Consider the following 24,823-nt stretch of genomic DNA (forward strand, 5'->3'; position numbering starts at 1 on the left):
TTATCAATCACACTTAGTGAGTTGATAAAGTCTCTGTTTTTTGTGCAATAGGTTGCTGGTTTTCATCTAAATAATAGTGAATGCCTGCTTCAACACCGTCTTCACCTTCATAGAAAATTTTAAAGCGAGTGCGCTCTCCATCGTGATAAGCAATCACGGCACTTCCCCCTTTTCCTAGGCAAAATTGGTGAATACTGCCAGTTGAAATACAGATACTATTATTACCTGAAACTGTTATTTTGCAGTTATCACCCGTATTGATCGCAACAGAATTCTCGCCTGCAAGATTAATTTGCGCTAAATCGCCAGTATTGGTGACTTTGGCTCGTGATTGAGATGCGGTAATAAAATTACGCATACCACTATTGGCAATATGAACACCATTACCTGAAGCGTAAATTTTAACATCATTGCCGCTATTACAAAGACGAGAACGACCTCCTAAGCTGCCAATTCGACACTGATTTCCAGTATTACTTACTTTGCCTGCAAATCCGGTATTCATTAGTTGATTACCATAGCCAGTATTGGCAATGCTGTTTTCATCACCTGAAAAAGCAACAATGTTATTACTGCCACATAGCGCTAAGCTGGTGCTAATTTGCTGACTTTTTAGTACGAGTTGATGCCATTCGGTAGAAAATTGAATATTTTCGGCACAAGGAATATTCGCATGATAAGGCAATCGCTGTAGCGTAATACCTTGTTGCTGTTCATTGCCTAACAGGATCAAGATGTTTTCCATCACTTCTTGTTCCTGTTGGGCAAAGGAAGCGCTGCTAAAATGACGTAGATAAATATATTGAATAAGGCTCTCTATCCACTCTGTGCGACGCTGTTTTATCAACTCAGCATGGATAGCGCTGTAAGTTCCTCCATGAGGAAAATATTTAAGAAACCAGCGGTATAGCGATGTCGAAACATGCAATTGGCGCAAGTCTTCTTTTGTTAATGTAATATTTTCCTCTGAAGGTACAGACATATAAGCTCCTTAATTAGTGTCGATGATAACCGTCAACCATACTGCGGAATGTTTGAAACGGTGTTCTACCTGTTGTACATAAATAAAGGTGACCACAGATAAAAAAGACACTACAGACGGCTAAGATTTGATGCGCAACTAATAACCACGCTTTAAATATAATGGCATCTGCTGGAATTAATTCAGGTTGCTGTAACAAAACACCTGTAATCAATAATAGTGGTACTAAGCCATACATCACACCTAAATAAGCCATTTGTTGTAATGGATTAAATTTTACCGACGTTGTGGCAGGAAAAGGATGATCTTCACCTTTAATGATGCCATAGAGGTAAAAACGTGTTTGCATAAAAGCACGTTGAAACCAGTTTTTGCCATCAATGCGGTAAAATTTACCATTTCCACCAACAAGGTTAATCAATACAAAGGCTAACCAACAAACTAAAAGTAGATAACCACAGATAGCATGTAGATTCACCAGCAATGCCGTATCGTGAGCTGAAAGTAGGGCGAAATGGTTAATACCACCACTTAAGAGTAATAAAATAAATAAAGACGCATTACTCCAGTGCCATAAACGAACAGCTTTTGAGTAAAGATAGAGCCGCTCTTCTTTATGGGCATCGCCATGTGGTGTTGCAAAGCGATAACGCAAAAAACCATGAAGCGAGAGCACAAAAAGCATGCCGATAAAGAGTACGCCTGCAACAATTAGCCAAAGTGGTAAATAGTCAGGGGTATATATTAAAACATACTCTTTTAATGTAGCTTGGAATTGATCGGCATTTGGCATGATATTAACGACACTCATACTTTACCCCCCTCTTGTGCATGAGGCCCTACACGGCGATAGAGATGTGGTTTACCCGCACCATCTAACTGATAGATATAGTAATCATGTGTTTTGAGCCATTCTTGGATTTGAGGACTATCTTCTCTACCAAATAACAAGGCATTTTGTGGACAAGCACTGACACAAATCGGTGGAAATCCCTTTTGTAAGCGTGATTCAAGACAAAAATCACATTTATCCGCGACATGAGTGACAGGATTAAGATAACGAACCTGATAAGGGCATGCTGGTATGCAGTAACTACAACCAATACACTTCTCTTTTTCCACTCGCACAATGCCATTAGATTCATCACGCCAAGAAGCACCTGTTGGGCAAACGGTGATACAAGGTGCATCTTCACATTGCTGACAAGAGTGACGGAAGAAATGATATTGATCGTTGTCTTCTTTTAGGCTTAATGGAATATGAGCAATATCCATACGAGCCATACCTACTGGCACTTTATTGAGTCTACGGCATGCTGTGGCACAAATATTACAACCATTACATAGCGTTTCGTCATGGATCATGGCATAGCGGATTGGTTTTTTTTCTGCAGTTGCTGCAAGCGCACTTCCTAGTGGTGCACTGAAAAAAATCACCGATCCCATGCCTGCTACAAATTTACGGCGAGAAACACGCATTATTTTTGCTCCTCTGTCTGATGATGTTGTGAAACCCATAGGACTTTGGGGCTATAAGAAAGAACAAGATTAAGGATTTTCATATTGTTCTACCTCTAGCCATTCAGTTAAGCCTCTCGCCTTGCCATAACTCATTAGTGTGTTACTAAAGAGATAAGGGGCATCATTTGAGGCAAAAACGTGTTGAATATCCTGAAAGTCAGGATGGGTTTTCATCAGTAGCAGTGCATCTTCAATTTCTGAAGCCTCATATTTAAAAGGCTCAGCCATCAACATGCTCTGTTTCAATGGACGCGGATAAGTTTCACACTCAAAACGCACAACGCCGGCAATTGCAGTACAAATATCAGCATGGCGATTCAGTAATTGCAGTTGTGCATAGTTATCTGACATAAAATCAGTTGAGTAGAAATAATCTTGTTCATTGAGACTTAAATGGGCGATATCGAGAAACTCATCGCTATTTAATGCTGTTTTTAATTGCGCGATATCTTCATCTGTTAATGAATAAGGCGCTTCAAACAGCGTTGAAATGGCTAAAAGTTCACCTTCCTTTGAACATTGACGTATCGCATTCGCTAAATGTTGTTCAGCAGATAATTCAGGAAGCTCTGCCGGCGTTTCTTTATCCGTTTCAGTTGAGGTATTGGATGAAATGCCAACACCTTGTTCTGATAATGGAAGTAACCAGCGACGACGAGAGATATCCGGTTGTTCTGCTAAAACATCACCATCAGCGATATCAAGTGGTATAGAAGCCGATGCACTCTGTTTACTCATCATGATCTCCTTCTTTTACCTATTAACTTGGTAATAAACCACGAGACGCTAAATCGTCAGCAACATCTTGCAGCCCTAAACGAACTAATGTTGCTTTGGTTGGACAGCCTAATTGTGGATCCCAGCCCATTTCTTCATAGAACATGGTGAGAGAAAGTTGCATATCTTCTCTGTCCATTTTGTCAGTGCCTTCACTAAAGACAGCAATATCAGGATCTTTATCAAATACCCATGAACAAATTTGGTCATGTTCATTACGCATATCCATGGTGTTCATTAACTTAACGGTATAAGCGCGGTGTAAGGTGAAAATACGTTCTGACGCTAAATCTAAATCTTTTGATGTGGTTGGCTCGCCAGTAATTGCCGTAAAGAATTTGGCTTCCATTTCTAAATCACCACGATAGTTACGGCTTTTGTGTGGTGAAACAGTCATTGGCCATACCCAGTTACAAAGTGTGACGGCATCATGTAAGCAGCTACGTAACAGTGTCCATTTGGTGTAAGCAATCTTAGCTTTGTTAATAGGGGTATAGTTTTTGGTTTCGTCAAAGGCATCACCTGAACCAAACAGTTCTGCGGCGATCTCTTTTTGTAATTTCAGCGGCAATCCACTACCAATGTAGTTGATATGGGTATGCGTCATCGCATCGCGGTTAAACATACAGTTAACGATAGAACCCACTTGTGCGGAGGCTTCGTTAGCGTGGTGGATTGGGAATCCCATTGGTGACCAGAGTTTATTTTTCTTATTGCTCCAGTATTCATCACCTAAATTCCAGCGCTGTGCAATCAGGTAAGAGCCATCAGCAAGGTGGCTAAACTCACCTTTACGATGTGCTAAGCGATAGTAGAAATCTTTAATAAACTCAGGGCTGCCTGCTTCAAGTTTATCCCAAGGAATATCGTTGTACTCTTCTTCAGAAAGAACACGTTTAAAGACACCATGGGTATAGCAATAAGTAAAGTCACGATGAAGTTGACCGTAGTTACACCATAAGCCCATATCATCAAAAATATTAAGACCGACTAGATTACCGACTACGTTACCATCACCTTTTTTCTCTACATCCGTTGGACCATTAGGGAAAATAGTCGTATGGACAAAGTTTGCAACGCAGGTATTACCCCCTGTTTGCGGTACACCAAATTTTTTTGCTTGTGGAACATTAAGTTGTGCCATACAACGAATAGGGCAAGAGTGACACCCCCCCATTTTTACGGTGTATTCTTCAGCTTCTGGTCCAAGGTCAAAGGTCGATTTCATGGTTCTAAAACCAACGGTGTTGATATCACCAGGAGGAATTTCACCTGTCTCGATAGGACCCCCTTCAGCAGCCCCCCAGAAAAGCCCTTTACGAGCCGTCCAGCGAGAGCCAGGATGCGAATATTCAGCCCAAGATTGTGGTGTACTTGGTACTACGTGGTTGTTATTCGAGCCAATCAGTTGTGTCATCATATAGTCGTTAAGTTCTTTTAACGCTTTACGATCGGCAACATTAACGCCACGGCTTCCTTCAACAACAATTGCTTTTAATTGTTTAGAGCCTAAGACTGCACCAACACCCGCACCACCACTGTGGTTACGGCTATTAATAATACCGGAAAGTGGCACTAAGTTTTCACCTGCAGGACCAATTGCGGCTACACAAGCTTCAGGGCTTGTTTGTGCACAAAGCTCTTCAGTAGTTTGACGAACACCTTTACCCCATAAGAAAGAAGCGTCTTCAATAGAGACTTCATCATCATCGATATGGATCCAAACGGGTTTATCTGATTTACCTTCTATAATCAGAGCGTCATAGCCTGCAAATTTCATCCATGCAGCAAAAAAACCACCCATATGTGCATCAACGACAAGGTTTCCACGTGTAAACGTAGAAAGAGAGGTGATATTGACGCGAGAACTACAAGGTGCACCAGAGCCGGTTAAAGGACCTACTGCAAAGACAACTTTGTTCTCTTCATCAAAAGGTTTAACGCCAGGTGCGACTTCTTCGTACATGATTTTATAGCCAAATCCCATACCACCAATCAGTGATTTATATTTGCTTGAGCTTGAGCGGGATATGGCACCGGTAGTTAAATTAATTCTTAGAATATTTCCAGTCCAGCCGTTAATCATAATATTGCTTCCTAATCTAAATGTGGTTCAGTGAAGTGATTGCATTTTCTTGCTATCAAACGGTAATTTCTTTCCATTCAATAATATGCAGTGCACCTGTTGGGCACGCTGATGCACACTCACCACATAAATTGCATTTGCCGGATTTTTTAGTTTGTGGATTGACGGTTGCCATCATCCACGGACAAGCTGTTGTACATGCAGCGCAACCAATACAGCGGCGCGTATCAACGACAATACAACCGAACTCTTCTTGATAACGGATAGCTTTTACTGGGCAGACTTTCATACATTCAGGATCTTTACATTGGCGACAAGTATCCGTTGTAAAGTTTAAATCGCCATAAAGACCACCGCCTGAACCGATGCCTTTATCACCAAAATAGAAATGGCGGTGTATTTTGGTACGAGAGAAGAAGGAGCCAACACTACCATCATTCCATGTCGTACAAGCAGTTTCACAACGGTGACAGCCTGTACAACGGGCTCTATTCGTGACTAATACGCCTTTTGGTGTTGTCGTGAGCTGAATTATTCCGTTGTCTATTTCTTCTTGCTTACAGCCTAAAAGAGAAAGCAATGCGGGCGCTATTGTGATCCCTGCCAGCCCTTTACCGGATATTCGCAGAAACTCAAGTCTTGATAGTCCGACATCTAATATCGGACGATGATGTTTATCAGACATTAATATTTATCTCCGCTTAACTAATTTAAATAAGAAATAAGTTGTGATGATAAATGCTTTATTTAATCTGCTTGCAATTCGTTATATAAAAAATATAATAACGCTATCGTTAGAAGATATATTATGGCTTTTAGCACTTTTTATGACTGAAGATATTATTTTTCACTTTGTTAAATATTTGTATTTACAATGTGTTACCTATGATTTTTGAGGTTTTCTTAATATCCATTTTGATAGTGTGGGTATTAAAAAAATTATACTGTGACTGTCATCATAGAAATTAAAAGAATAGGTATGATTATTTTAATTTAATTAAATGATTATTATTATAATCTTCATTTAAAAAAGAGAATGAATGCTATTTATATACATTCTATTATTGAAATGGAATTAAAGCTGCGTTTGTTCTTAATTTATCTTTATTTGGCTATTTAATTTATAAATTGATATTTGATTCAAATAAAATAGATTATTAAATTAGTGCATTGATAATTATTAATTAAATAATATATTAATTAATTGTAAAACCATGGCTAGATCATTTTTATAAAAAAAGAGACCTTATCTAAGTAAGAGAAGGTCTCTTTTGTCAGTTGTATCATGTGATTTTATGGTTAGTAACCCACGGCTTTACCTGCTGGGCGACGAACATCATTTGAGCCATAAAGATAACCTTCACGTACAGCACCGGAAACCGCGGAATCATTGCCAGAAGACGCTGGAATAACACCTTTTTCACCGGGTAGTCCTATCATAATTAGCTCAGCAGCACCCCATGGCGTTTGTTCTACCATCTTATAGCCCATGGCGGAGAGTTTCTCTAAGGTGTCTTTTGATAACCCTCGTTGCTCATAATAGACCTCATCAGGTAGCCATTGATGATGAATACGAGGGCTATTAACCGCTTCTTGTGGTGGCATACCAAATTCAATGATATTGAGTGCCGTTTGCAACGTAATTGAAATAATACGTGAACCTCCCGGTGATCCTAAAATTAAAAAAGGTTTACCTTCTTTAGTCACAATGGTTGGGCTCATTGACGACAATGGACGTTTTAATGGTGCGATACTATTGCGTTCACCTTGCACTAAACCATAGAGATTTTTTTCGCCGACTTTAGTAGTGAAGTCATCCATTTCATTATTAAGGAAAAAGCCTGTTTTTGGTGCAATCACGACAGCGCCAAAGCGACCATTAATGGTATAGGTTGTTGAAACCGCATTACCCGCTTTATCAATAACAGAGTAGTGTGTTGTTTCAGGGCTTTCATGAGGTGTAATACCGGGTTGTACATTTTCTGATGGTGTTGCTTTATTGGGGTTAATTTGTTGGCGAAGCTCTGTGGCATAGGTTTTACTTAATAACTTTTCTGTTGGATTTTTAATAAATTGAGGATCACCAAGAAACGTGTTTCTGTCCATATAAGCATGACGCATAGCTTCTGTAAGAGTATGAACATATTCAGCCGAGTTAAAGCCCATCGATTTAAGATCATAACCTTCCAAAATATTCAGTGTTTGGCAGATAGTGACGCCGCCTGAACTTGGCGGTGGTGCAGAAATAAACTCATAACCTCGGTAAGTACAGGTGATAGGTTTGGTTTCTGTGATAGTAAAATTAGCAAAATCTTCTTGAGTTAACATACCATTATGCTGCTTTGAGGCTTCTTCAACTTTTTTAGGGATCTCTCCTTGGTAAAATGCATCAGCACCTTGGTTGGCGATAAGTTCAAGTGTATTGGCTAAGTCAGTTTGAATAAGGCGATCACCGGGTTGCCATGGTGTACCATCAGGTCTTAAGAAGATTTTTGCTGATTCGGGATCTTGTTTAAAGCGCTCGGTGGTGGTTTCTAATACATCAGTATCAGCACGCGTTAAAATATAACCTTCTCTTGCGAGTTTAATCGCAGGAGCCATCACTTCTTGACGTGAAAGTGAGCCATATTTTTCCAATGCAGCATCGAGTCCTTTGACTGTACCAGGTACACCAGATGCAAGATAACCATATAAACTGGCATCTTTAATTAGGTTACCCTCTTTATCTAAATACATATTTTTAGACGCCGTCGCAGGGGCTGTTTCCCTAAAATTAATAAAGGTATTTGTGCCATCAGCAAGGTGGATGGTCATAAAACCACCGCCACCAATATTGCCACAACAAGCATTTACCACAGCTTGTGCATAGCCAACAGCAACAGCCGCATCTATTGCATTACCTCCTTTTTGTAAAATATCGCTACCTACTTGAGAGGCTAAATGTTGTGAGGAAACCACCATGCCGTTTTGTGCTTCAACGGCTGGCTCATAAGCGGCATAGAGTGAATGTGAAAAAAGAGCAGTGAGTAACAGCAGGTGAGTTCTTTTTATTGTAATCATTATTATCTCCAGCAATAACAAGGAATTATTTTAAGTGAATAGATATAAAGATAAGAGGTTGTATGCTGTTATTAATGTGAATTAACAATTGCATAACAATAAGTATAGGAAGTGGTTATTAGTGAGGTGCGTTTTTTTTGGTTTGACGATCACAAAATCATCTTTAAGCAGGCAAATAGTCAGATTATGTTTTATTAAGCTGATTAATGCTTATGACTAAATTTGTTGTAACCAACAAAAAAGCCCGCTTTCGCGGGCTTTAATTTATTCTTTTGCTTACTGTTTTAAGCTATTTCATTAAGTGAAATAGCGGAAATATTACAGTTTGCTAGAGTTTTGTTTCAGATATTTAGCTACGCCATCTGGAGATGCGCCCATACCTTCTTGACCTTTTTCCCACTGCGCTGGGCAAACTTCACCGTGTGTTTCGTGGAATTGCAGTGCGTCAACCATACGGATCATTTCGTCGATATTACGACCTAATGGCAGATCGTTAACAACTTGGTGACGAACAACACCTTCTTTGTCAATCAGGAATGAACCACGCAGTGCAACACCTGCTTCTGGATGTTCAATACCGTATGCTTTGATGATGTCATGTTTGATATCAGCAACCATTGGGTATCTTACTTCACCGATACCACCATCATCGATAGCTGTTTTACGCCATGCGTTATGAACAAATTCAGAGTCCATTGAAACGCCGATAATTTCAACGCCACGTTTTTGGAACTCTTCAAAACGGTGATCAAAAGCAATCAGCTCTGAAGGGCAAACAAAGGTGAAATCCATTGGCCAGAAGAAAATAACGGCAGGTTTGCCTTTGATAAATGAATGCAGGTTGAAATCATTAACAATTTCACCGTTACCAAGAACAGCTGAAGCAGTGAAATCAGGGGCTTTACGAGTAACCAGAACCATAATGTACTCCTGTAGATTGAAAGAGTTAAGGGTATTTATACTCGTCATACTTCAAGTTGTAGCGTTGTTGACTGCGTTCATTCGCGCTAGTCACATACTTTTGTATGCTCCTAGTGACTCACTCACTTGTCGCCTAGCTACACCTCGAATTATTTAGAGTAAGAGCCTCGTTATACTTCAAGTTGTAGCGTTGTTGACTGCGTTCATTCGCGCTAGTCATCTAGCTACACTTCGAATAATGCAGAGTATGTACCCTGTTTTTAAATGATGCATACAGCATAAATAATCAATCGCTATTGATAAAGTTAAACAGAACAATCTATTTGATAGATTATAACTATTAACTTAATACAATAAAGTAGGATTATTTATGACTCCTTGTATAACGATTCATTCTAATCAACTTTGGAAATGAATACCACGCTTGTTAACAAATCGTTACCAATAAAGTGAGAGTAAAGCTAAATATCTTATTGATATAACGAGTGTAATACTAAAGCATGACAAAAAGATGAATTAAAAAAACAGGTGTAAATGTATCAGTCATTCAACCGATGTTGTTGTGCTCTTTCTAGCAATTGTGGATAAAACTGCCAAAAAATCTCGTTGAGTTCGTTGTAATGAGTCTCAAGCGCAATATAAGAACCCGCAAGGGCACTTAAACGGGGTCTGCGACGAGCCATTCCTTTTAGTGTTTGTTCAATATAAGCCGTATCTGCATAGCGAATAAGCCAAGATTGTGACCATAAATATTCGTTGAGCTCTTGAAATTTATCGGGTGTTTTCCATAGATCGGGTTCAATAATCTTTCGAGTGTGTGTGACAAACTCCGTTAGCGGCATATCTGGTTCAAATCTCGACCAATTTAACGATAGAAAGTGATCCCAAAAAACATCTAATGTAATGGGGGCAACTCGACGATATTCTGCTGGAAAAAGTAAACGCGCTTCTTTTACTAAAGGATGCGTATCAGTTAGCACATCAATACGTCTGTGCATACGAATACCCTCAACCACAGCTGAGCTGTAATCAGAGCTCGGCGTGCCTTTGACGTAATCAGCCATCATATTGCCTAATAGGGAGCTTTTGGCTCTGAAGGCGAGGTGTAAGTGAGCAAGATAGTTCATCTCAGTATCATAACGCTTTTTAAATAAAAAAGAGCTTCTTTGTTGCACTGATTAGCTCGCAGCACTAGACTAGTCCGCCTGTTTTTTATCAATATAGCTGTTTAATTATGCGTGTATCAGATTTTCGATTTGAACTACCTGAAGCCTTGATTGCTCACTATCCTCAGCCGCAACGTAGTGGTTGCCGCTTGTTATCTCTTGATGGCACAACGGGTTCATTATCACATGATGTTTTTACTGATGTTTTAGATAAATTGAATGCGGGAGACTTATTAGTATTTAACAATACGCGAGTTATCCCAGCGCGATTATACGGACGTAAAGCCTCTGGTGGTAAAATTGAGGTATTGGTTGAACGCATGCTTGATGAGCATCGTGTTTTAGCTCATGTAAGAGCATCAAAATCACCCAAAGAGGGGGCTGCTCTTATTCTTGGTGAAGACGAAAGTGTTCAAGCTACAATGGTAGCGCGTCACGATACACTTTTTGAAATTCGTTTTGATGATGAGCGAGATGTACTTACTATCCTCAACAGCATTGGACATATGCCATTGCCTCCTTATATTGATCGTCCTGATGAAGAGTCTGATAAGGAGCTTTATCAAACGGTTTATAATGAGCGTCCCGGTGCTGTTGCTGCACCAACAGCAGGATTACACTTTGATGAGCCATTACTTCAAGCCTTAAAAGAAAAAGGGGTTGAGATGGCGTTTGTTACACTACATGTTGGCGCAGGAACCTTCCAACCTGTACGTGTTGATAATATCGAAGAACACACGATGCATTCTGAATACGCAGAAGTACCACAAGATGTGGTTGATGCAGTATTAGCCTGTAAAGCGCGTGGTAACCGTGTTATTGCAGTAGGTACAACCTCTGTTCGTTCATTAGAAAGTGCTGCAAATGCCACTAAAAATGCGCTGATTGCGCCTTTCTTTGATGATACTCAGATTTTTATTTATCCAGGTTATAACTACCAAGTTATTGATGCATTAATTACCAACTTCCATTTACCCGAATCAACATTGATTATGCTGGTATCTGCATTTGCGGGATATAAAAATACCATGAATGCTTATAAAGAAGCGGTTGAACAACAATATCGCTTCTTTAGCTATGGTGATGCGATGTTTATTACGCGTAATCCATTAGCCATTGATGAAAAAGTTGGAATATAACTTAGATATATAATCAGAATTTATCGTTTTTAGTCTGTTTTTTATGTTGAGAGTACTGTTATGTCATTATTAACCCCCGATGAGCTTGACTAAACACGGGTTTTTATTGATGTAACATATACAGCTGTCTAACAAATGTTTAGAATGTGCTGTTTTTTTATTATGCATTAGACTGTTTTTCTGGTGCTCGGAGGATGTGTGAAATACGAATTACAAACGACTAATGGCAATGCACGTCGTGGTCGCCTTATTTTTGAACGTGGTGTTGTTGAAACACCCGCATTTATGCCTGTTGGTACTTACGGTACTGTGAAAGGAATGACACCTGAAGAAGTACAAGCAACAGGTGCTCAAATTCTGTTAGGTAATACCTTCCATTTGTGGTTACGCCCAGGTCAAGAAATCATGAAGTTACATGGTGATTTACATGATTTTATGCAATGGAAAGGTCCGATTTTAACGGACTCTGGCGGTTTCCAAGTCTTTAGTTTAGGCGCAATGCGTAAAATTAAAGAAGAGGGTGTTCATTTTCGTAACCCGATTAATGGGGAAAAGATTTTCTTAAGCCCTGAAAAATCGATGGAAATCCAATACGACCTTGGCTCTGATATCGTGATGATTTTTGATGAGTGTACGCCATATCCTTCAGATTGGGATTATGCGAAAAACTCAATGGAGATGTCATTACGTTGGGCAAAACGTAGTCGTCAGCGCTTTGATGAGTTAAATAACCAAAATTCATTATTCGGCATTATTCAAGGCGGTGTTTACGAAGATTTACGTGATATATCCGTAAAAGGACTAGTCGAAATTGGTTTTGATGGTTACGCTGTCGGCGGCCTTGCTGTCGGTGAGCCAAAAGAAGATATGCATCGTATTTTAGAGCATGTTTGCCCACAAATTCCGGCGGATAAACCGCGTTATTTAATGGGTGTTGGCAAGCCAGAAGATTTAGTTGAAGGTGTTCGTCGTGGTATCGATATGTTTGACTGTGTGATGCCAACACGAAATGCACGAAATGGTCATCTTTTTGTGACCAATGGTGTCGTTAAGATTCGTAATGCAAAACATCGTTCAGATACATCAACGTTAGATGAACATTGTGATTGCTATACATGTAAAAATTATAGCCGCGCTTACTTGCATCACCTTGATCGCTGTAATGAAATTTTAGGTGCAAGGCTGAATACAATTCACAACTTACGCTATTATCAGCGTCTCATGGCTGAAATTCGTCAGTCGATTGAAGATGGTCGCTTTGAAGAGTTTGTTCATGAATTCTACGAGCGTATCGGAAAACCCGTTCCAGCGTTAAATAGCAGCACAAGTAAGTGTGATTAATGTATACGACAAAGCCCAATTCTGTGTATGATATTGGGCTTATTATTTGAATATCGTCGATATCGACAACAATGAGGAAAAGTGAATGAGTTTTTTCATTTCTGATGCTGTTGCTTCTGCCGGACAAGCGGCTCCTGAGGCTAGCTTTATGTCTATTTTACCGATGTTAGTGATCTTTATTCTGATTTTCTACTTTATGATCCTACGTCCACAGCAAAAACGCACTAAAGAACATCGTAAATTGATGGACTCTATTGGTAAAGGTGACGAAGTCTTAACCACTGGCGGTTTAATCGGACGTGTTGTTAAAGTTTCAGATAACGGCTATATCGTTGTTGCTCTGAATGAAACAACTGAAGTAACCATCAAACGTGACTTTGTTGCTGCTGTGTTACCTAAAGGCACAATGAAAGCAATTTAATTTAATTTCCCCAAAGGGAAAAGGGAACTGCCGTGCTAAACCGTTATCCTTTGTGGAAGTATCTGATGTTGATATTCGCTATCCTCATCGGTCTGCTTTACGCACTTCCTAACCTATATGGTGAGGATCCGGCTGTTCAAATCACTGGCGCGCGGGGAACCGCCGCCAATGAGCAAACACTGGATCAAGTCCGATCTTTATTAGATAAAGAAAAAATAGAAGCGAAATCAATTGCACTCGAAAATGGTGCGATTCTGGCTCGTTTTAATAACCCTGATATTCAGTTACGTGCCCGTGAAGTGTTGTTACCTGCTTTAGGTGACCAGTTCGTCGTTGCACTTAACCTTGCGCCTGCAACACCAAAATGGTTAGAAGCCGTTGGTGGTGAGCCAATGAAACTGGGGTTAGACTTACGTGGTGGTGTTCACTTCCTGATGGAAGTCGATATGGAAACTGCGTTAGGTAAACTTCAGGAACAGAATGTTGAAAGTCTGCGTACTTTATTACGTGACGAAGGCATTGCGTATTCTTCTATCCGTAAAACGGATAACTATGGTGTTGAAGTTCGTTTTCGCAATTCAGATGATCGCTCTAAAGCCTCAGATTACCTCTCTCGTCGTAACCCAGATTTAATTTTTAGAGATGGTGCTAATAACGCTTTAAGAGCAATTTTCACTGATGAACGTCTACGTGATGCACGTACTTATGCAGTACAACAAAACATCACCATTTTACGTAACCGTGTGAATCAGTTAGGTGTTGCTGAGCCATTAGTTCAACGCCAAGGTGCTGATCGCATTGTTGTTGAATTACCAGGTATTCAAGATACTGCTCGTGCAAAAGAAATTTTAGGTGCAACTGCAACATTAGAATTCCGTTTAGTGAATACTTCTGTTGACCCTTCTGCGCTAGAAACAGGCCGTATCCCTGGTGACTCTGAAGTAAAATATACTCGTGATGGTGCACCAGCAATTCTCTACAAACGCGTTATTTTAACGGGTGATCATATTACAGACTCAACTTCTCAGTCTGATGAATATGGTCAGCCACAAGTGAGTATTTCACTTGATAGCGCGGGTGGTTCTATCATGTCTAATTTTACAAAAGATAACGTCGGTAAACCGATGGCAACGCTTTTTGTAGAATATAAAGACAGCGGTAAACGCGATGAAAATGATCGTGCAATTTTGGTAAAAAATGAAGAAGTCATTAACGTTGCCAATATTCAAACACGTTTAGGAAATAGTTTCCGTATTACAGGAATTTCTAACGCTAATGAAGCACGCCAATTATCTCTATTACTTCGCGCAGGTGCTTTGATTGCACCAATTCAAATTGTTGAAGAGAGAACCATTGGGCCAACTTTAGGTCTTCAGAACATTACACAAGGCTTAGAAGCTTGTTTATGGGGTCTGATTGCTTCGGTTGCCTTTATGATTATCTACTATCGTAAATTTGGTGTGATTGCGAGTACCGCATTAATGGCGAACTTAGTGTTGATTGTCGGGGTAATGTCACTATTACCAGGAGCAACGCTAACCATGCCGGGTATTGCAGGTATTGTTTTAACACTTGCGGTAGCGGTCGATGCTAACGTACTGATAAACGAACGTATCAAAGAAGAGTTACGTAATGGACGTTCAGTACAGCAAGCAATCCATGAAGGTTATAAAGGTGCCTTCTCCAGTATTATTGATGCGAACTTAACCACATTGATTACAGCGATTATCCTTTATGCAGTCGGTACCGGCTCTATTAAAGGCTTTGCTATCACAACGGCTATCGGGGTTGCGACTTCCATGTTTACCGCGATCGTTGGTACTCGTGCGATAGTAAACCTGCTGTATGGTGGTAAACGCGTCAAGAAACTGTCTATTTAAGGAGCACGTTGTGGCACAGGATTATACTGTTGAACAATTAAACCATGGTCGTAGAGTCATTGACTTTATGCGTTGGGACAACGTCGCCTTTAGTATTTCGTTTCTGCTTTTGATAGCGTCAATTGCTATCATTTCCGTGAAAGGATTTAACTGGGGACTGGATTTTACTGGGGGTACGGTAATTGAGATCAATCTCAGTCAACCAGCAGACCTTGATAAAATGCGTGATAGCCTAGCAGCCGCAGGTTATAAAGATCCTCTGTTACAGAACTTTGGTAGCAGCCGCGATATTATGGTGCGTATGCCTCCTGTTGAAGGACAGGCAGGACAAGAATTAGGTAAGAAAATTATCGATATTATCAATGTTGAAATTGATAACGATGCGACAGTTAAACGTATTGAATTTGTTGGGCCAAGCGTAGGTAGTGAATTGGCTCAAACAGGGGCAATGGCGTTATTATCTGCACTTATCTGTATTCTTATCTATGTTGGATTTCGTTTTGAGTGGCGTTTGGCTTTGGGTGCTGTTATTTCCCTTGGGCATGACGTGGTCATTACACTAGGTTTACTTTCACTATTCCAAATAGAAGTTGATTTAACCATTGTGGCATCATTGATGTCTGTTATCGGTTACTCACTAAACGATAGTATTGTTGTATCAGACCGTATTCGTGAGAACTTCCGTAAAATTCGTCGTGGAACATCATATGAAATTATGAACGTTTCTTTGACTCAGACATTAAGCCGTACCATCATGACATCAGCAACAACATTGTTAGTTGTATTAATGCTGTATATCTTTGGTGGTTCAATGTTGAAAGGCTTCTCTTTAGTTATGTTAATCGGTGTTACGATAGGTACAATTTCTTCCATTTATGTGGCTTCTGCATTAGCACTGAAAATGGGCATGAAACGTGAACACTTGATTGTACAAAAAGTGGAAAAAGAGGGTGCAGATCAGACAACACTCTTACCTTAATAGAGCGTTTCTCTGATAAAACATCGCGGACACCCTGCCAGTTAATGACTGACAGGGTGTTTTTTGTTCACTGAACAGGTACACTGTTTATGAGTATTGTCAAAAAGTAGGAATAACTATGCATTGCCCATTTTGTGGAGCCGTAGATACCAAAGTAATTGATTCCAGACTTGTTGGTGATGGTTCACAAGTGCGCCGTCGTCGTCAATGTCTTGTATGCCACGAACGTTTTACGACCTTTGAAGTTGCAGAGTTGGTCATGCCTCGAGTCGTAAAAAGTGATGAAATACGTGAACCATTTGATGAAGAAAAATTACGTAGAGGCATGCTAAAAGCATTAGAAAAACGCCCTGTGAGTTCTGACGATGTTGAGGCCGCTATTAGCCAAATTAAATCGCAATTAAGAGCAACGGGTGAGCGAGAAATTCCATCAAAAGAGATTGGTAATTTTGTGATGGAGCAATTGAAAAAACTCGATAAAGTTGCCTATATTCGCTTTGCTTCTGTTTATCGAAGCTTTGAAGATATTCGTGATTTTGGCGAAGAAATTGCTAAATTGCAGGATTAAGCAATAAATTTTAATTTAATAATTTGAAAAATAACGATAAATAATAAATTTAAACGTAATTATTATGATAAATAACGACAGCAATAACCCCCATTTTACTGATAGCCATGATGATGAAAAATTCATGCATCGAGCTATTGAACTAGCAGCTCTTGGTCGTTTCACTACATCGCCAAATCCTAATGTTGGTTGTGTGATTGTCAAAAATGGTGAAATTATTGGCGAAGGTTACCATCATCATGCTGGTGGTCCTCATGCAGAAGTTCATGCATTAAAAATGGCGGGTAATAGTGCCAAAGGTGCAACCGCTTATGTGACCTTAGAGCCTTGTAGCCATTTTGGTAAAACACCACCTTGTGCTGATGCATTGATTAATGCTGGTGTAGCGCGAGTTGTTGCTGCAATGCAAGATCCGAACCCTCAAGTCGCAGGGCGCGGCTTACATAAATTACTCACCGCTGGTATAGATGTTTCTCATGGTGTATTGATGCAAGAAGCTGAAAAGCTTAATGTTGGCTTCTTTAAGCGTATGAGAACAGGATTTCCTTATATCCAACTTAAATTAGGCGCTTCTTTAGATGGTAAAACAGCACTTGCTAATGGTGAAAGCCAATGGATAACATCTAAAACTTCTCGTCAAGATGTACAAAATTTCAGAGCACAAGCGAGTGCAATTTTAACGACCAGTGCCACTGTATTGGCAGATAATCCTTCCATGAATGTACGCTGGGATGAACTTTCTGACGATATTAAAGCTATTTATCCTCAAAAAGAGCTACGCCAGCCGACAAGAATTATTATGGATAGCCAAAATAGAGTTATGCCTGAGCATAAGATAACTCAATTAGAGGGCGAATGTTTGTTAGCACGTACTCACTCTAAAACTAGTGAGTGGCAAGGTAATGTATCTGAGATTTTATTACCTACAAATGGTAAAAATAGTGGTGTTGACCTTGTTTTGCTGATGATGCAATTAGGGCGACGTAATATTAATACCGTGTGGGTAGAAAGTGGCGCTCATTTTGCTGGCGCATTATTAGAAGCCGGATTAGTTGATGAGCTGATTATGTATATTGCCCCTAAAATTTTAGGTAATAATGCCAGAGGATTGTTTGAGCTATCACCTCTTTCATCGTTATCCGAAGCGCCTGAATTTACGATAGATTCGCTTCAGCAAATTGGCTCTGATATCAGAGTTTGTTTAAAACCTCGTTATTAATAGACGCAAATAAGTGTGTCTACGGCTCTATTTGTAGTAAAATGGCGTAGTGTGTGTTATTTCCTGTCGTTACGACATTGTTATCAGCCAACTAAATACCTTGATTTATCAAGGATTTTTGGCTCCTTTTCTGTGTAATAATAAAACAGAGCGCAGTAAAGGAAAGAATATGATAAAATCCGCGCCCCGCGGATAGGAGAAAAAGGTAACCTATGAACGTAATCAAAGGTGTTGTCGCGGCGCCAAACGCACGCGTAGCAATTGCAATTGCCCGTTTTAATAATTTCATTAACGATAGCTTGTTAGAAGGTGCGATAGACGCACTTGATCGTATTGGACAAGTCTCCTCTGAAAATATTACCGTCGTTTGGGTCCCAGGCGCTTATGAGCTGCCATTAACTGTTAAAGCATTAGCAGAAAGCGACAAATATGATGCAGTTATCGCATTAGGTACTGTTATCCGTGGTGGAACCGCACATTTTGAATACGTTGCTGGCGAATGCAGCTCTGGCTTATCTCAAGTTGCGATGCAAAGTGAGATCCCTGTGACTTTTGGTGTGTTAACCACTGAAAGCATTGAACAAGCTATTGAACGAGCTGGTACTAAAGCGGGCAACAAAGGTGCTGAAGCAGCAATGACAGCACTTGAAATGATCAATGTACTTAAAGCCATAAAAGGCTAATCATCTGTTTTAACTTAAGGGGAATTTTGTGAAACCTGCTGCTCGTCGTCGTGCTCGTGAGTGTGCTGTTCAGGCTATCTACTCATGGCAATTATCCGGAAATGACATCGCGGATGTGGAATTGGAGTTTTTATCCGAGCAGGATACCCAAGGTGTAGATATTGCTTACTTTCGTCAGCTTTTAGTGGGTGTTGCAATTAACGCAACTCGCTTAGATAAGGCGATGGAACCTTATTTATCCCGCCAACTGGAAGAATTAGGTCAAGTTGAAAAAGCGATTTTACGTTTAGCAATGTTTGAACTTAGCTTCCGTGAAGATGTTCCTTACAAAGTTGCGATTAACGAAGCGATTGAGCTGGCTAAGGTATTTGGTGCAGACGATAGCCATAAGTTTGTTAATGGCGTTCTTGATAAAGCCGCACCAGTTGTACGTAAAAAATAACGTTACTCACGTTTCCTCTATGGTAAATCAATAATCCAAGGCCGGTATTTCCGGCCTTTTGTATAATATGCTCTGCTTAATAGGGAATAGATAATGCCTTGTGGTGAATTTGATCTTATCAAGCAATATTTCACTTCACAGCCAGTAAAGCGAAAAGATGTCAGTACGGGAATTGGCGATGACTGCGCAATCCTGACAGTACCAGAAAAACAACAAATTGCGATTAGCACTGACACGCTCGTTAGTGGGATCCATTTTCTTCCGACCATCTCCCCTGAAGATCTCGCTTATAAAGCCCTTGCTGTTAATATTAGTGATCTTGCTGCTGTTGGTGCTGATCCTTCTTGGGCTTCATTGGCATTAACTCTTCCTGATACCAACAGTGATTGGCTTGAAGCGTTTAGTCGCTCTTTCTTTGCTCTAGCTGATTATTACGCTATCCAATTAATTGGTGGTGATACAACCCGCGGTCCACTTAGTTTAACTATCACCATACAAGGGTTTGTTCCACAGGGAACGGCATTATTACGCTCAGGTGCAAAGATTGGTGATTGGATTTATGTCACAGGTTCTTTAGGCGATAGTGCAGCTGGGCTTGCCGTATTACAAGATAGATTACAACCCACTCAGCAAGTAAACCAAGATTACTTTGTTGCAAGGCATTTGCGTCCGCAGCCTCGGTTATTACAAGGGCAAGCGTTACGTTATTTAGCAACATCTGCAATCGATATTTCAGATGGTTTAATTTCTGATCTGAACCATATTTTAACGGCAAGTGGTTGTGGTGCCCGGCTTAATTTGGATGCATTACCTTACTCGACTGCGATGAAAGAAGAGGTTAGCGCTGAGCAAGCTGAAATTTGGGCATTAAGTGGCGGTGAAGATTATGAACTCTGTTTTACGGTGCCTGAAATTAACCGTGGCGCATTAGATATCGCATTAGCCCATACAGGTGCTGATTTTCACTGTGTAGGTCAAATTATGCCAATTTCTGAGGGTATTCGCTATTTGCGTGATGGTAAAGAAGTGCATCCTTTACTTAAAGGATTTGATCACTTTAGCGAGTCCAATCAGTAAGCCTATCTCAATTAAAAAGGCGCTCTATAAGCGCCTTTCAGAATGCTGATAACATCTAGATCTATCAACAAAGATATTATCAATAATCTGTTATCTTAGCTTTTCTTAACAAATTCAGATTTTAACTTCATTGGTCCAAAACCATCAATTTTACAATCAATGTTATGGTCGCCTTCTACTAAACGGATACCTTTTACTTTAGTACCGATTTTTAGCATGGTAGAGCTGCCTTTTACTTTTAGATCTTTAATCACAGTAACTGAATCGCCATCAACTAATAAGTTGCCGTTAGCATCTTTAACTACTAATTCGTCACTTTCTACAGCAGGTTCAGCATCGTTCCATTCATGAGCACATTCAGGGCATACATACATTGCACCATCTTCATAGGTGTATTCTGAATTGCACTTAGGACAAGAAGGTAATGACATAATAATACTCTCAAATTTTATCAAAATGGGAAGTGATTAATCGTCAAGATGAGGATAACACTTGCCCCATAAATTAAAGGACACATTATCATTTAAGCGTGAAAATTCTAAAGCAATACCCTAAATAGGGCTGCATCAGATAATGCGAAAGGGCAACAGTATAATAGATTTGATGAAAATTTGCATCCTTCACTCACTATGGCGTAAAAAGTGAGAGAAAGTAGGTTTAATATAGGGTGTTAAATAGGATATAAATACCAATAAGCGTGATTTAAGATTCTAATTAACCTATTGATATAAAATAATTAAGTTTATAAAATTCACTAAAAATAAATGCCCTCACCTTAAAAGAGAGCATCAGCAATAATAGTGTTAACTTTCTTGTTATTATTTTATGAAATCTATCACTGAGCCACGTTCAATAAGCTTTGTATTTGAGTTAATGATGAGTCCAATCCTCAATCCTTAAACCATCAACTCTTTCAAATTCTCTGGTATTATTCGTAACGACGATTAATCCTTTACTTCTGGCATGTGCCGCTATATGTAAGTCATTATCACCAATGCGTTTACCTTGCTTTTCTAGTGTTGCCCTTATATCTCCATAGTGAAAGGCTGCAAGTTCGTCATAAGATAAAACACTCAGTCTAGAAACAAAATCATTAACGGTAGCTAAATTTTTTGCTGAATTTGAGCTTTTTTCAGCACCATATAGTAGTTCAGCAAGTGTTATCGTTGAAATGGCTAGCTGTTCAACATGCTGATTAAATTTTGGTAATAAAAATTCAGGTCTACGTTTAATTGTAAATATTACAATATTTGTATCTAGCAGATATTTAATCATCAAAGGATTCTCTTTCGCTTGTAACTTGATCTGGCCTTTCAGATAAAAAATCATCTGTTACAGACTTTTCAGATAAAAAAAAGCTATCCCATGCATTTTGTATCGGTGTGATAATTCTCTCTTTCCCTTTTACACGAACTACTACATCTTTTACATCATCAGGAAAACGAGTTTCAGCAGGTAAACGAACATTTTGTGTTCTATTGCTCATAAATACTTTGCCATGCTGGATCATAATGATAGCCTCCTCTCAATAACTGCTATATAGCATAAGTATATAGCAGTTTAGAAAGGATACCAAATGAGTTGTATGAAATCTATACGGAAACGTTTAATGTTTTAATATTAATAGATTATTTTTTATTTTCTATCACTGAGCCACGTTCAATAAGCTTGGGCGTAAGTACGAGTACATTAGCTTTTGCATCGATATTTTCCATACGATGTAGTAATTGATTAACAGCAAGTTTGCCTAATTCATCTTTAGGTTGATGAATGGTAGAAAGAGGTGGGATCATATAACAAGCGAGATCAATATCATCGTAACCCATCACAGAAATATCTTCAGGTACGTGTAATCCTTTTTGATAAATAGCCTGATAAGCCCCCACAGCCATAGCATCATTACAGGTAAATACAGCCTGTGGTAATGTGGGGAGTGAAAGCAGTTCTTGCATAGCCGTTAATCCACCCGCAAATTCAAAGTCACTGGTTAAGACAAACTCTTCACGTATAGGTAAACCGGCTTTTTGCATTGCATTATAATAGCCTTGCAGACGATATTTTGCAGGCAACTTATCTTGCGGTCCTGCAATACAGGCAATTTTAGTAAAACCTTTATCAATAAGATACTGGGTTGCCATTTCGCCACCTAATAGCGAATTATCTTGAATAATATCACCGCCATATTCAAAAGGTGACCAATCCATCATCACCATAGGTAAACGAGGATAACGGCTAAGTACTTCGCTAGAAGGTGCGCGAGCTTCAGTACACATCAACAATAAACCATCAACGCGTTTTTGTAACAACGTTTCAAGGCTGCTATCCATACGTTCATAGTCGCCTTCGGTATTGCATAAAATCAGGCTGTAACCACGTTCATAGCAGCTACGTTCAACACCACGTACTACTTCAGCGTAAAACGGGTTGTTACTGGTTGTCACCAACATACCAATTGTATGAGTGCAGTTCATTTTTAAACTGCGAGCTAGTGCTGAAGGGGCATAATTTAAAGACTCAATAGCATCATTGACCTTTTTACGGATCCCCTCGCTAACATAACGATTGTTATTGATAACATGTGACACGGTTGATGTTGAAACGCCCGCTAAACGGGCGACATCTTTCATTGTTGCCAAAGTTTTATGCTCGCTCTGCTAAAAAAGATTCAATTTCATCTCGCCAAGGTACTGACGATTGTGCGCCATGACGTGTAACTGCAATTGCCGCGGCAGCATGTGCAAAACGGATAGCGTCAATGGAAGGTTTACCCTCTAATATTGCAGTTACAAAAGCACCGTTAAATGTATCACCTGCGGCAATGGTATCAACAGCTTCTACACGAAAGCCTGGAATAATCATACCTTTTCCTTGTTCGCTAAACCAAACTCCACGACTACCTAACGTAATAAGAACGTGTTTAATTCCTTTGCTATGCAGCACTTCAGCGGCTTTTGCAGCACCTGTTTCATCATGCACAGAAATACCTGTTAATATTTCAGCTTCTGTCTCATTTGGGGTAATAACATCAATAAAACTCAGAAATTCATCTGATAAAGGCAGTGCGGGGGCTGGATTTAAAATGACTTTGGTGTGATGTGATTTAGCTAGTTTCGCCGCAGCAAATACCGTTTCTAATGGAGATTCTAACTGCATTAATAACGCGTCTGAATGTTCAACGACGTGATGATATTGAGTGAAATGTGCTGGTGTTAAATTGGCATTTGCACCAGCACTAATTGTAATAACGTTTTCGCCTTGTTCATTAACCAATATCATTGCAACACCCGTTGGTGTTTCTGGAATAATACTGATAGCGTCGGTATGAATATTATCTGTTTTCAGTTGAGTAATAATTTCACTACCTATAGCATCATCACCTACACAGGCAATAAAGGTAATATCAGCACCACTGCGACCACAAGCAACGGCTTGATTGGCACCTTTACCGCCAAAGGCAATTTTATAGTGATGACCAATAATTGTTTCACCAGGTTTAGGGAACTGAGAAATATTCATAATGTGATCAACATTAATGCTGCCAAGTACAGCAAGGCGAGGTGTTGTCATAGCCTTTATCCTTGTGGAAAACGTTTTTAATTATTAAATCTGCCACGAAGTAGAACACTTTATGGCAGAGTTTTTGTTATTTTTTAATCACTAATTCAAGCTCAACAGGGATCGTCGCATCCACTTTTTCGCCTTTTAGAATTTTATCAGCAGTCTGAATACCAATAATCCCTATTTGATCCGGACGTTGTGCAATAGTTGCACCTAAAACGCCACGATTTACGGCTTTAATACCGTCATCAGTGCCATCAAAACCAACCACTAATACGTCAGTACGGCCTGCGGTTTGTAATGCACGTAATGCCCCTAATGCCATTTCATCATTTTGAGCAAATACCGCTTGAACCGCAGGGTAAGCGGTTAATAAGTTTTGCATAACGTTTAGACCTTTAGTACGGTCAAAATCAGCAGGTTGGCTTGCTAATAGATTGATTTTATGCGCATCTACAGCTTGTTTAAAACCGTCACCACGTTCACGAGAAGCTGAAGTTCCGGTGATCCCCTCAAGTTGGATAACTTTGGCATCATTTCCTACTTTATCAGCAATATAATCCCCCGCCATTTTACCACCAAGGCGGTTATCAGAGGCTACATGGCTTACCACTTCCCCTTTATTTGCTACGCGGTCTAAAGTAATAACTGGGATATTGGCTTTGTTAGCCATAATAACTGCATTACCCACAGCATCAGAGTCTGTTGGGTTAATCAGCATTAAGCGAGTGCCTTTGACCGTTAAATCTTGCACATTAGCTAGTTCTTTTGCTGGATTATCCATTGAGTCGAGCACCACTAGATCGTAGCCTAATCTGTTTGCTTCTTTTTGAGCACTATCTTTCATGGTGACAAAAAAAGGATTATTTAGTGTTGAAATAACAAGGGCGATAGACTCTTTTGCAAAAGCATTCGCACTGATTGTGGCACTAAGAGCAACAACAGAAAGGAGTGTTGCTATTTTTTTTAGTTTCATAATATAAGTTCCTGTAGAGAGTCGGAT

At 39.7% G+C, this 24,823-nt stretch carries 25 protein-coding genes; 10 read left to right on the forward strand and 15 right to left on the reverse strand.

What is annotated here, in order from left to right; all coding sequences use genetic code 11:
• Positions 1–13: 13 nt before the first annotated feature.
• From ydhT to ABN099_RS04380, 9 genes are all read right to left on the reverse strand, one after another.
• Positions 14–982, reverse strand: coding sequence for a protein YdhT (gene ydhT, locus ABN099_RS04340; RefSeq protein WP_349462465.1), 969 nt, complete (start codon positions 980–982; stop codon positions 14–16).
• A gap of 13 nt (positions 983–995) precedes the next feature.
• A complete protein-coding gene (gene phsC / locus ABN099_RS04345) occupies positions 996–1,793 on the reverse strand; it encodes a thiosulfate reductase cytochrome B subunit (protein WP_349462466.1) in 798 nt (265 codons plus the stop codon).
• The gene (locus ABN099_RS04350) at positions 1,790–2,461 is read right to left on the reverse strand and encodes a 4Fe-4S dicluster domain-containing protein (RefSeq protein WP_349462467.1); all 672 of its coding nucleotides are present in this window, start codon (positions 2,459–2,461) and stop codon (positions 1,790–1,792) included. Before ABN099_RS04350 ends, phsC begins: the two co-directional genes overlap by 4 nt.
• A 69-nt stretch (positions 2,462–2,530) precedes the next feature.
• The gene (locus ABN099_RS04355; protein ID WP_349462468.1) at positions 2,531–3,244 is read right to left on the reverse strand and encodes a YdhW family putative oxidoreductase system protein; all 714 of its coding nucleotides are present in this window, start codon (positions 3,242–3,244) and stop codon (positions 2,531–2,533) included.
• A gap of 19 nt (positions 3,245–3,263) precedes the next feature.
• On the reverse strand, positions 3,264–5,366 hold the full coding sequence (locus tag ABN099_RS04360) for an aldehyde ferredoxin oxidoreductase (RefSeq protein ID WP_349462469.1): 2,103 nt from the start codon (positions 5,364–5,366) through the stop codon (positions 3,264–3,266).
• A 55-nt stretch (positions 5,367–5,421) separates the two neighbouring features.
• Positions 5,422–6,051 carry a ferredoxin-like protein gene (locus tag ABN099_RS04365; protein WP_349462470.1) on the reverse strand — a complete coding sequence of 210 codons (630 nt, stop codon included), beginning with the start codon at positions 6,049–6,051 and terminating at the stop codon, positions 5,422–5,424.
• A 614-nt stretch (positions 6,052–6,665) separates the two neighbouring features.
• Positions 6,666–8,426: a gamma-glutamyltransferase gene (ggt, locus tag ABN099_RS04370; RefSeq protein WP_349462471.1), complete on the reverse strand. Its 1,761-nt coding sequence runs from the start codon at positions 8,424–8,426 to the stop codon at positions 6,666–6,668.
• Positions 8,427–8,744: 318 nt separating this feature from the next.
• Positions 8,745–9,347, reverse strand: coding sequence for a peroxiredoxin C (locus tag ABN099_RS04375; protein WP_349462472.1), 603 nt, complete (start codon positions 9,345–9,347; stop codon positions 8,745–8,747).
• Positions 9,348–9,886: 539 nt separating this feature from the next.
• Positions 9,887–10,474, reverse strand: a complete 588-nt coding sequence (locus ABN099_RS04380; protein WP_349462473.1) for an ACP phosphodiesterase — start codon at positions 10,472–10,474, stop codon at positions 9,887–9,889.
• A gap of 107 nt (positions 10,475–10,581) precedes the next feature.
• Here ABN099_RS04380 and queA point away from each other — a divergent pair, with 107 nt between their 5' ends.
• From queA to thiL, 10 genes are all read left to right on the forward strand, one after another.
• The gene (gene queA, locus ABN099_RS04385; protein ID WP_349462474.1) at positions 10,582–11,652 is read left to right on the forward strand and encodes a tRNA preQ1(34) S-adenosylmethionine ribosyltransferase-isomerase QueA; all 1,071 of its coding nucleotides are present in this window, start codon (positions 10,582–10,584) and stop codon (positions 11,650–11,652) included.
• 198 nt (positions 11,653–11,850) lie between these two features.
• Complete coding sequence (gene tgt, locus ABN099_RS04390) at positions 11,851–12,993, forward strand: tRNA guanosine(34) transglycosylase Tgt (protein WP_349462475.1); 1,143 nt, start codon at positions 11,851–11,853, stop codon at positions 12,991–12,993.
• Between the two features lie 85 nt (positions 12,994–13,078).
• Positions 13,079–13,414, forward strand: a complete 336-nt coding sequence (yajC, locus tag ABN099_RS04395) for a preprotein translocase subunit YajC (protein ID WP_006535133.1) — start codon at positions 13,079–13,081, stop codon at positions 13,412–13,414.
• 32 nt (positions 13,415–13,446) lie between these two features.
• Positions 13,447–15,294, forward strand: a complete 1,848-nt coding sequence (gene secD, locus ABN099_RS04400; RefSeq protein WP_349462476.1) for a protein translocase subunit SecD — start codon at positions 13,447–13,449, stop codon at positions 15,292–15,294.
• Positions 15,295–15,304: 10 nt separating this feature from the next.
• Positions 15,305–16,273: a protein translocase subunit SecF gene (gene secF / locus ABN099_RS04405; protein WP_349462477.1), complete on the forward strand. Its 969-nt coding sequence runs from the start codon at positions 15,305–15,307 to the stop codon at positions 16,271–16,273.
• 118 nt (positions 16,274–16,391) lie between these two features.
• Complete coding sequence (gene nrdR / locus ABN099_RS04410) at positions 16,392–16,841, forward strand: transcriptional regulator NrdR (RefSeq protein WP_064719018.1); 450 nt, start codon at positions 16,392–16,394, stop codon at positions 16,839–16,841.
• A 64-nt stretch (positions 16,842–16,905) separates the two neighbouring features.
• The gene (gene ribD / locus ABN099_RS04415) at positions 16,906–18,060 is read left to right on the forward strand and encodes a bifunctional diaminohydroxyphosphoribosylaminopyrimidine deaminase/5-amino-6-(5-phosphoribosylamino)uracil reductase RibD (protein WP_349462478.1); all 1,155 of its coding nucleotides are present in this window, start codon (positions 16,906–16,908) and stop codon (positions 18,058–18,060) included.
• Between the two features lie 212 nt (positions 18,061–18,272).
• The gene (gene ribH, locus ABN099_RS04420; protein WP_349462479.1) at positions 18,273–18,743 is read left to right on the forward strand and encodes a 6,7-dimethyl-8-ribityllumazine synthase; all 471 of its coding nucleotides are present in this window, start codon (positions 18,273–18,275) and stop codon (positions 18,741–18,743) included.
• Between the two features lie 28 nt (positions 18,744–18,771).
• Complete coding sequence (gene nusB / locus ABN099_RS04425) at positions 18,772–19,185, forward strand: transcription antitermination factor NusB (protein ID WP_349462480.1); 414 nt, start codon at positions 18,772–18,774, stop codon at positions 19,183–19,185.
• Positions 19,186–19,278: 93 nt separating this feature from the next.
• Entirely contained in the window at positions 19,279–20,262 is a 984-nt protein-coding gene (thiL, locus tag ABN099_RS04430) for a thiamine-phosphate kinase (RefSeq protein ID WP_349462481.1), read from the forward strand.
• Between the two features lie 95 nt (positions 20,263–20,357).
• On the opposite strand, the gene ABN099_RS04435 is transcribed toward thiL, so the two are convergent.
• The 6 genes from ABN099_RS04435 to rbsB form a co-directional block, all read right to left on the reverse strand.
• Positions 20,358–20,693: a zinc ribbon domain-containing protein YjdM gene (locus tag ABN099_RS04435; RefSeq protein ID WP_349462482.1), complete on the reverse strand. Its 336-nt coding sequence runs from the start codon at positions 20,691–20,693 to the stop codon at positions 20,358–20,360.
• A 439-nt stretch (positions 20,694–21,132) separates the two neighbouring features.
• Positions 21,133–21,537: a type II toxin-antitoxin system tRNA(fMet)-specific endonuclease VapC gene (vapC, locus tag ABN099_RS04440; RefSeq protein ID WP_349462483.1), complete on the reverse strand. Its 405-nt coding sequence runs from the start codon at positions 21,535–21,537 to the stop codon at positions 21,133–21,135.
• Positions 21,530–21,772, reverse strand: coding sequence for a type II toxin-antitoxin system VapB family antitoxin (vapB, locus tag ABN099_RS04445; RefSeq protein ID WP_349462484.1), 243 nt, complete (start codon positions 21,770–21,772; stop codon positions 21,530–21,532). Before vapB ends, vapC begins: the two co-directional genes overlap by 8 nt.
• A 118-nt stretch (positions 21,773–21,890) precedes the next feature.
• Positions 21,891–22,898 carry a ribose operon transcriptional repressor RbsR gene (gene rbsR / locus ABN099_RS04450; RefSeq protein WP_432807482.1) on the reverse strand — a complete coding sequence of 336 codons (1,008 nt, stop codon included), beginning with the start codon at positions 22,896–22,898 and terminating at the stop codon, positions 21,891–21,893.
• A 4-nt stretch (positions 22,899–22,902) separates the two neighbouring features.
• On the reverse strand, positions 22,903–23,829 hold the full coding sequence (gene rbsK, locus ABN099_RS04455) for a ribokinase (RefSeq protein ID WP_349462485.1): 927 nt from the start codon (positions 23,827–23,829) through the stop codon (positions 22,903–22,905).
• Positions 23,830–23,905: 76 nt separating this feature from the next.
• Positions 23,906–24,796 (reverse strand): ribose ABC transporter substrate-binding protein RbsB, encoded by an 891-nt coding sequence (gene rbsB, locus ABN099_RS04460; RefSeq protein ID WP_349462486.1) that lies wholly within the window; start codon positions 24,794–24,796, stop codon positions 23,906–23,908.
• Positions 24,797–24,823 lie beyond the last annotated feature (27 nt).

This window comes from Proteus hauseri, from assembly GCF_040139125.1.
In the GTDB taxonomy this organism is placed as follows: domain Bacteria; phylum Pseudomonadota; class Gammaproteobacteria; order Enterobacterales; family Enterobacteriaceae; genus Proteus; species Proteus hauseri_B.

Bases quoted from the DNA above. Each gene is read 5' to 3' on its own strand.
- ABN099_RS04355 (WP_349462468.1), bottom strand. From the start codon at position 3,244: ATGATGAGTAAACAGAGTGCATCGGCTTCTATACCACTTGATATCGCT.
- ABN099_RS04350 (WP_349462467.1), bottom strand. From the start codon at position 2,461: ATGCGTGTTTCTCGCCGTAAATTTGTAGCAGGCATGGGATCGGTGATT.
- ribH (WP_349462479.1), top strand. From the start codon at position 18,273: ATGAACGTAATCAAAGGTGTTGTCGCGGCGCCAAACGCACGCGTAGCA.
- thiL (WP_349462481.1), top strand. From the start codon at position 19,279: ATGCCTTGTGGTGAATTTGATCTTATCAAGCAATATTTCACTTCACAG.
- ggt (WP_349462471.1), bottom strand. From the start codon at position 8,426: ATGATTACAATAAAAAGAACTCACCTGCTGTTACTCACTGCTCTTTTT.
- vapB (WP_349462484.1), bottom strand. From the start codon at position 21,772: ATGATCCAGCATGGCAAAGTATTTATGAGCAATAGAACACAAAATGTT.
- ydhT (WP_349462465.1), bottom strand. From the start codon at position 982: ATGTCTGTACCTTCAGAGGAAAATATTACATTAACAAAAGAAGACTTG.
- ribD (WP_349462478.1), top strand. From the start codon at position 16,906: ATGATAAATAACGACAGCAATAACCCCCATTTTACTGATAGCCATGAT.
- queA (WP_349462474.1), top strand. From the start codon at position 10,582: ATGCGTGTATCAGATTTTCGATTTGAACTACCTGAAGCCTTGATTGCT.
- ABN099_RS04375 (WP_349462472.1), bottom strand. From the start codon at position 9,347: ATGGTTCTGGTTACTCGTAAAGCCCCTGATTTCACTGCTTCAGCTGTT.
- rbsK (WP_349462485.1), bottom strand. From the start codon at position 23,829: ATGACAACACCTCGCCTTGCTGTACTTGGCAGCATTAATGTTGATCAC.
- ABN099_RS04365 (WP_349462470.1), bottom strand. From the start codon at position 6,051: ATGTCTGATAAACATCATCGTCCGATATTAGATGTCGGACTATCAAGA.
- phsC (WP_349462466.1), bottom strand. From the start codon at position 1,793: ATGAGTGTCGTTAATATCATGCCAAATGCCGATCAATTCCAAGCTACA.
- nrdR (WP_064719018.1), top strand. From the start codon at position 16,392: ATGCATTGCCCATTTTGTGGAGCCGTAGATACCAAAGTAATTGATTCC.
- yajC (WP_006535133.1), top strand. From the start codon at position 13,079: ATGAGTTTTTTCATTTCTGATGCTGTTGCTTCTGCCGGACAAGCGGCT.
- ABN099_RS04380 (WP_349462473.1), bottom strand. From the start codon at position 10,474: ATGAACTATCTTGCTCACTTACACCTCGCCTTCAGAGCCAAAAGCTCC.
- ABN099_RS04435 (WP_349462482.1), bottom strand. From the start codon at position 20,693: ATGTCATTACCTTCTTGTCCTAAGTGCAATTCAGAATACACCTATGAA.
- rbsB (WP_349462486.1), bottom strand. From the start codon at position 24,796: ATGAAACTAAAAAAAATAGCAACACTCCTTTCTGTTGTTGCTCTTAGT.
- vapC (WP_349462483.1), bottom strand. From the start codon at position 21,537: ATGATTAAATATCTGCTAGATACAAATATTGTAATATTTACAATTAAA.
- ABN099_RS04360 (WP_349462469.1), bottom strand. From the start codon at position 5,366: ATGATTAACGGCTGGACTGGAAATATTCTAAGAATTAATTTAACTACC.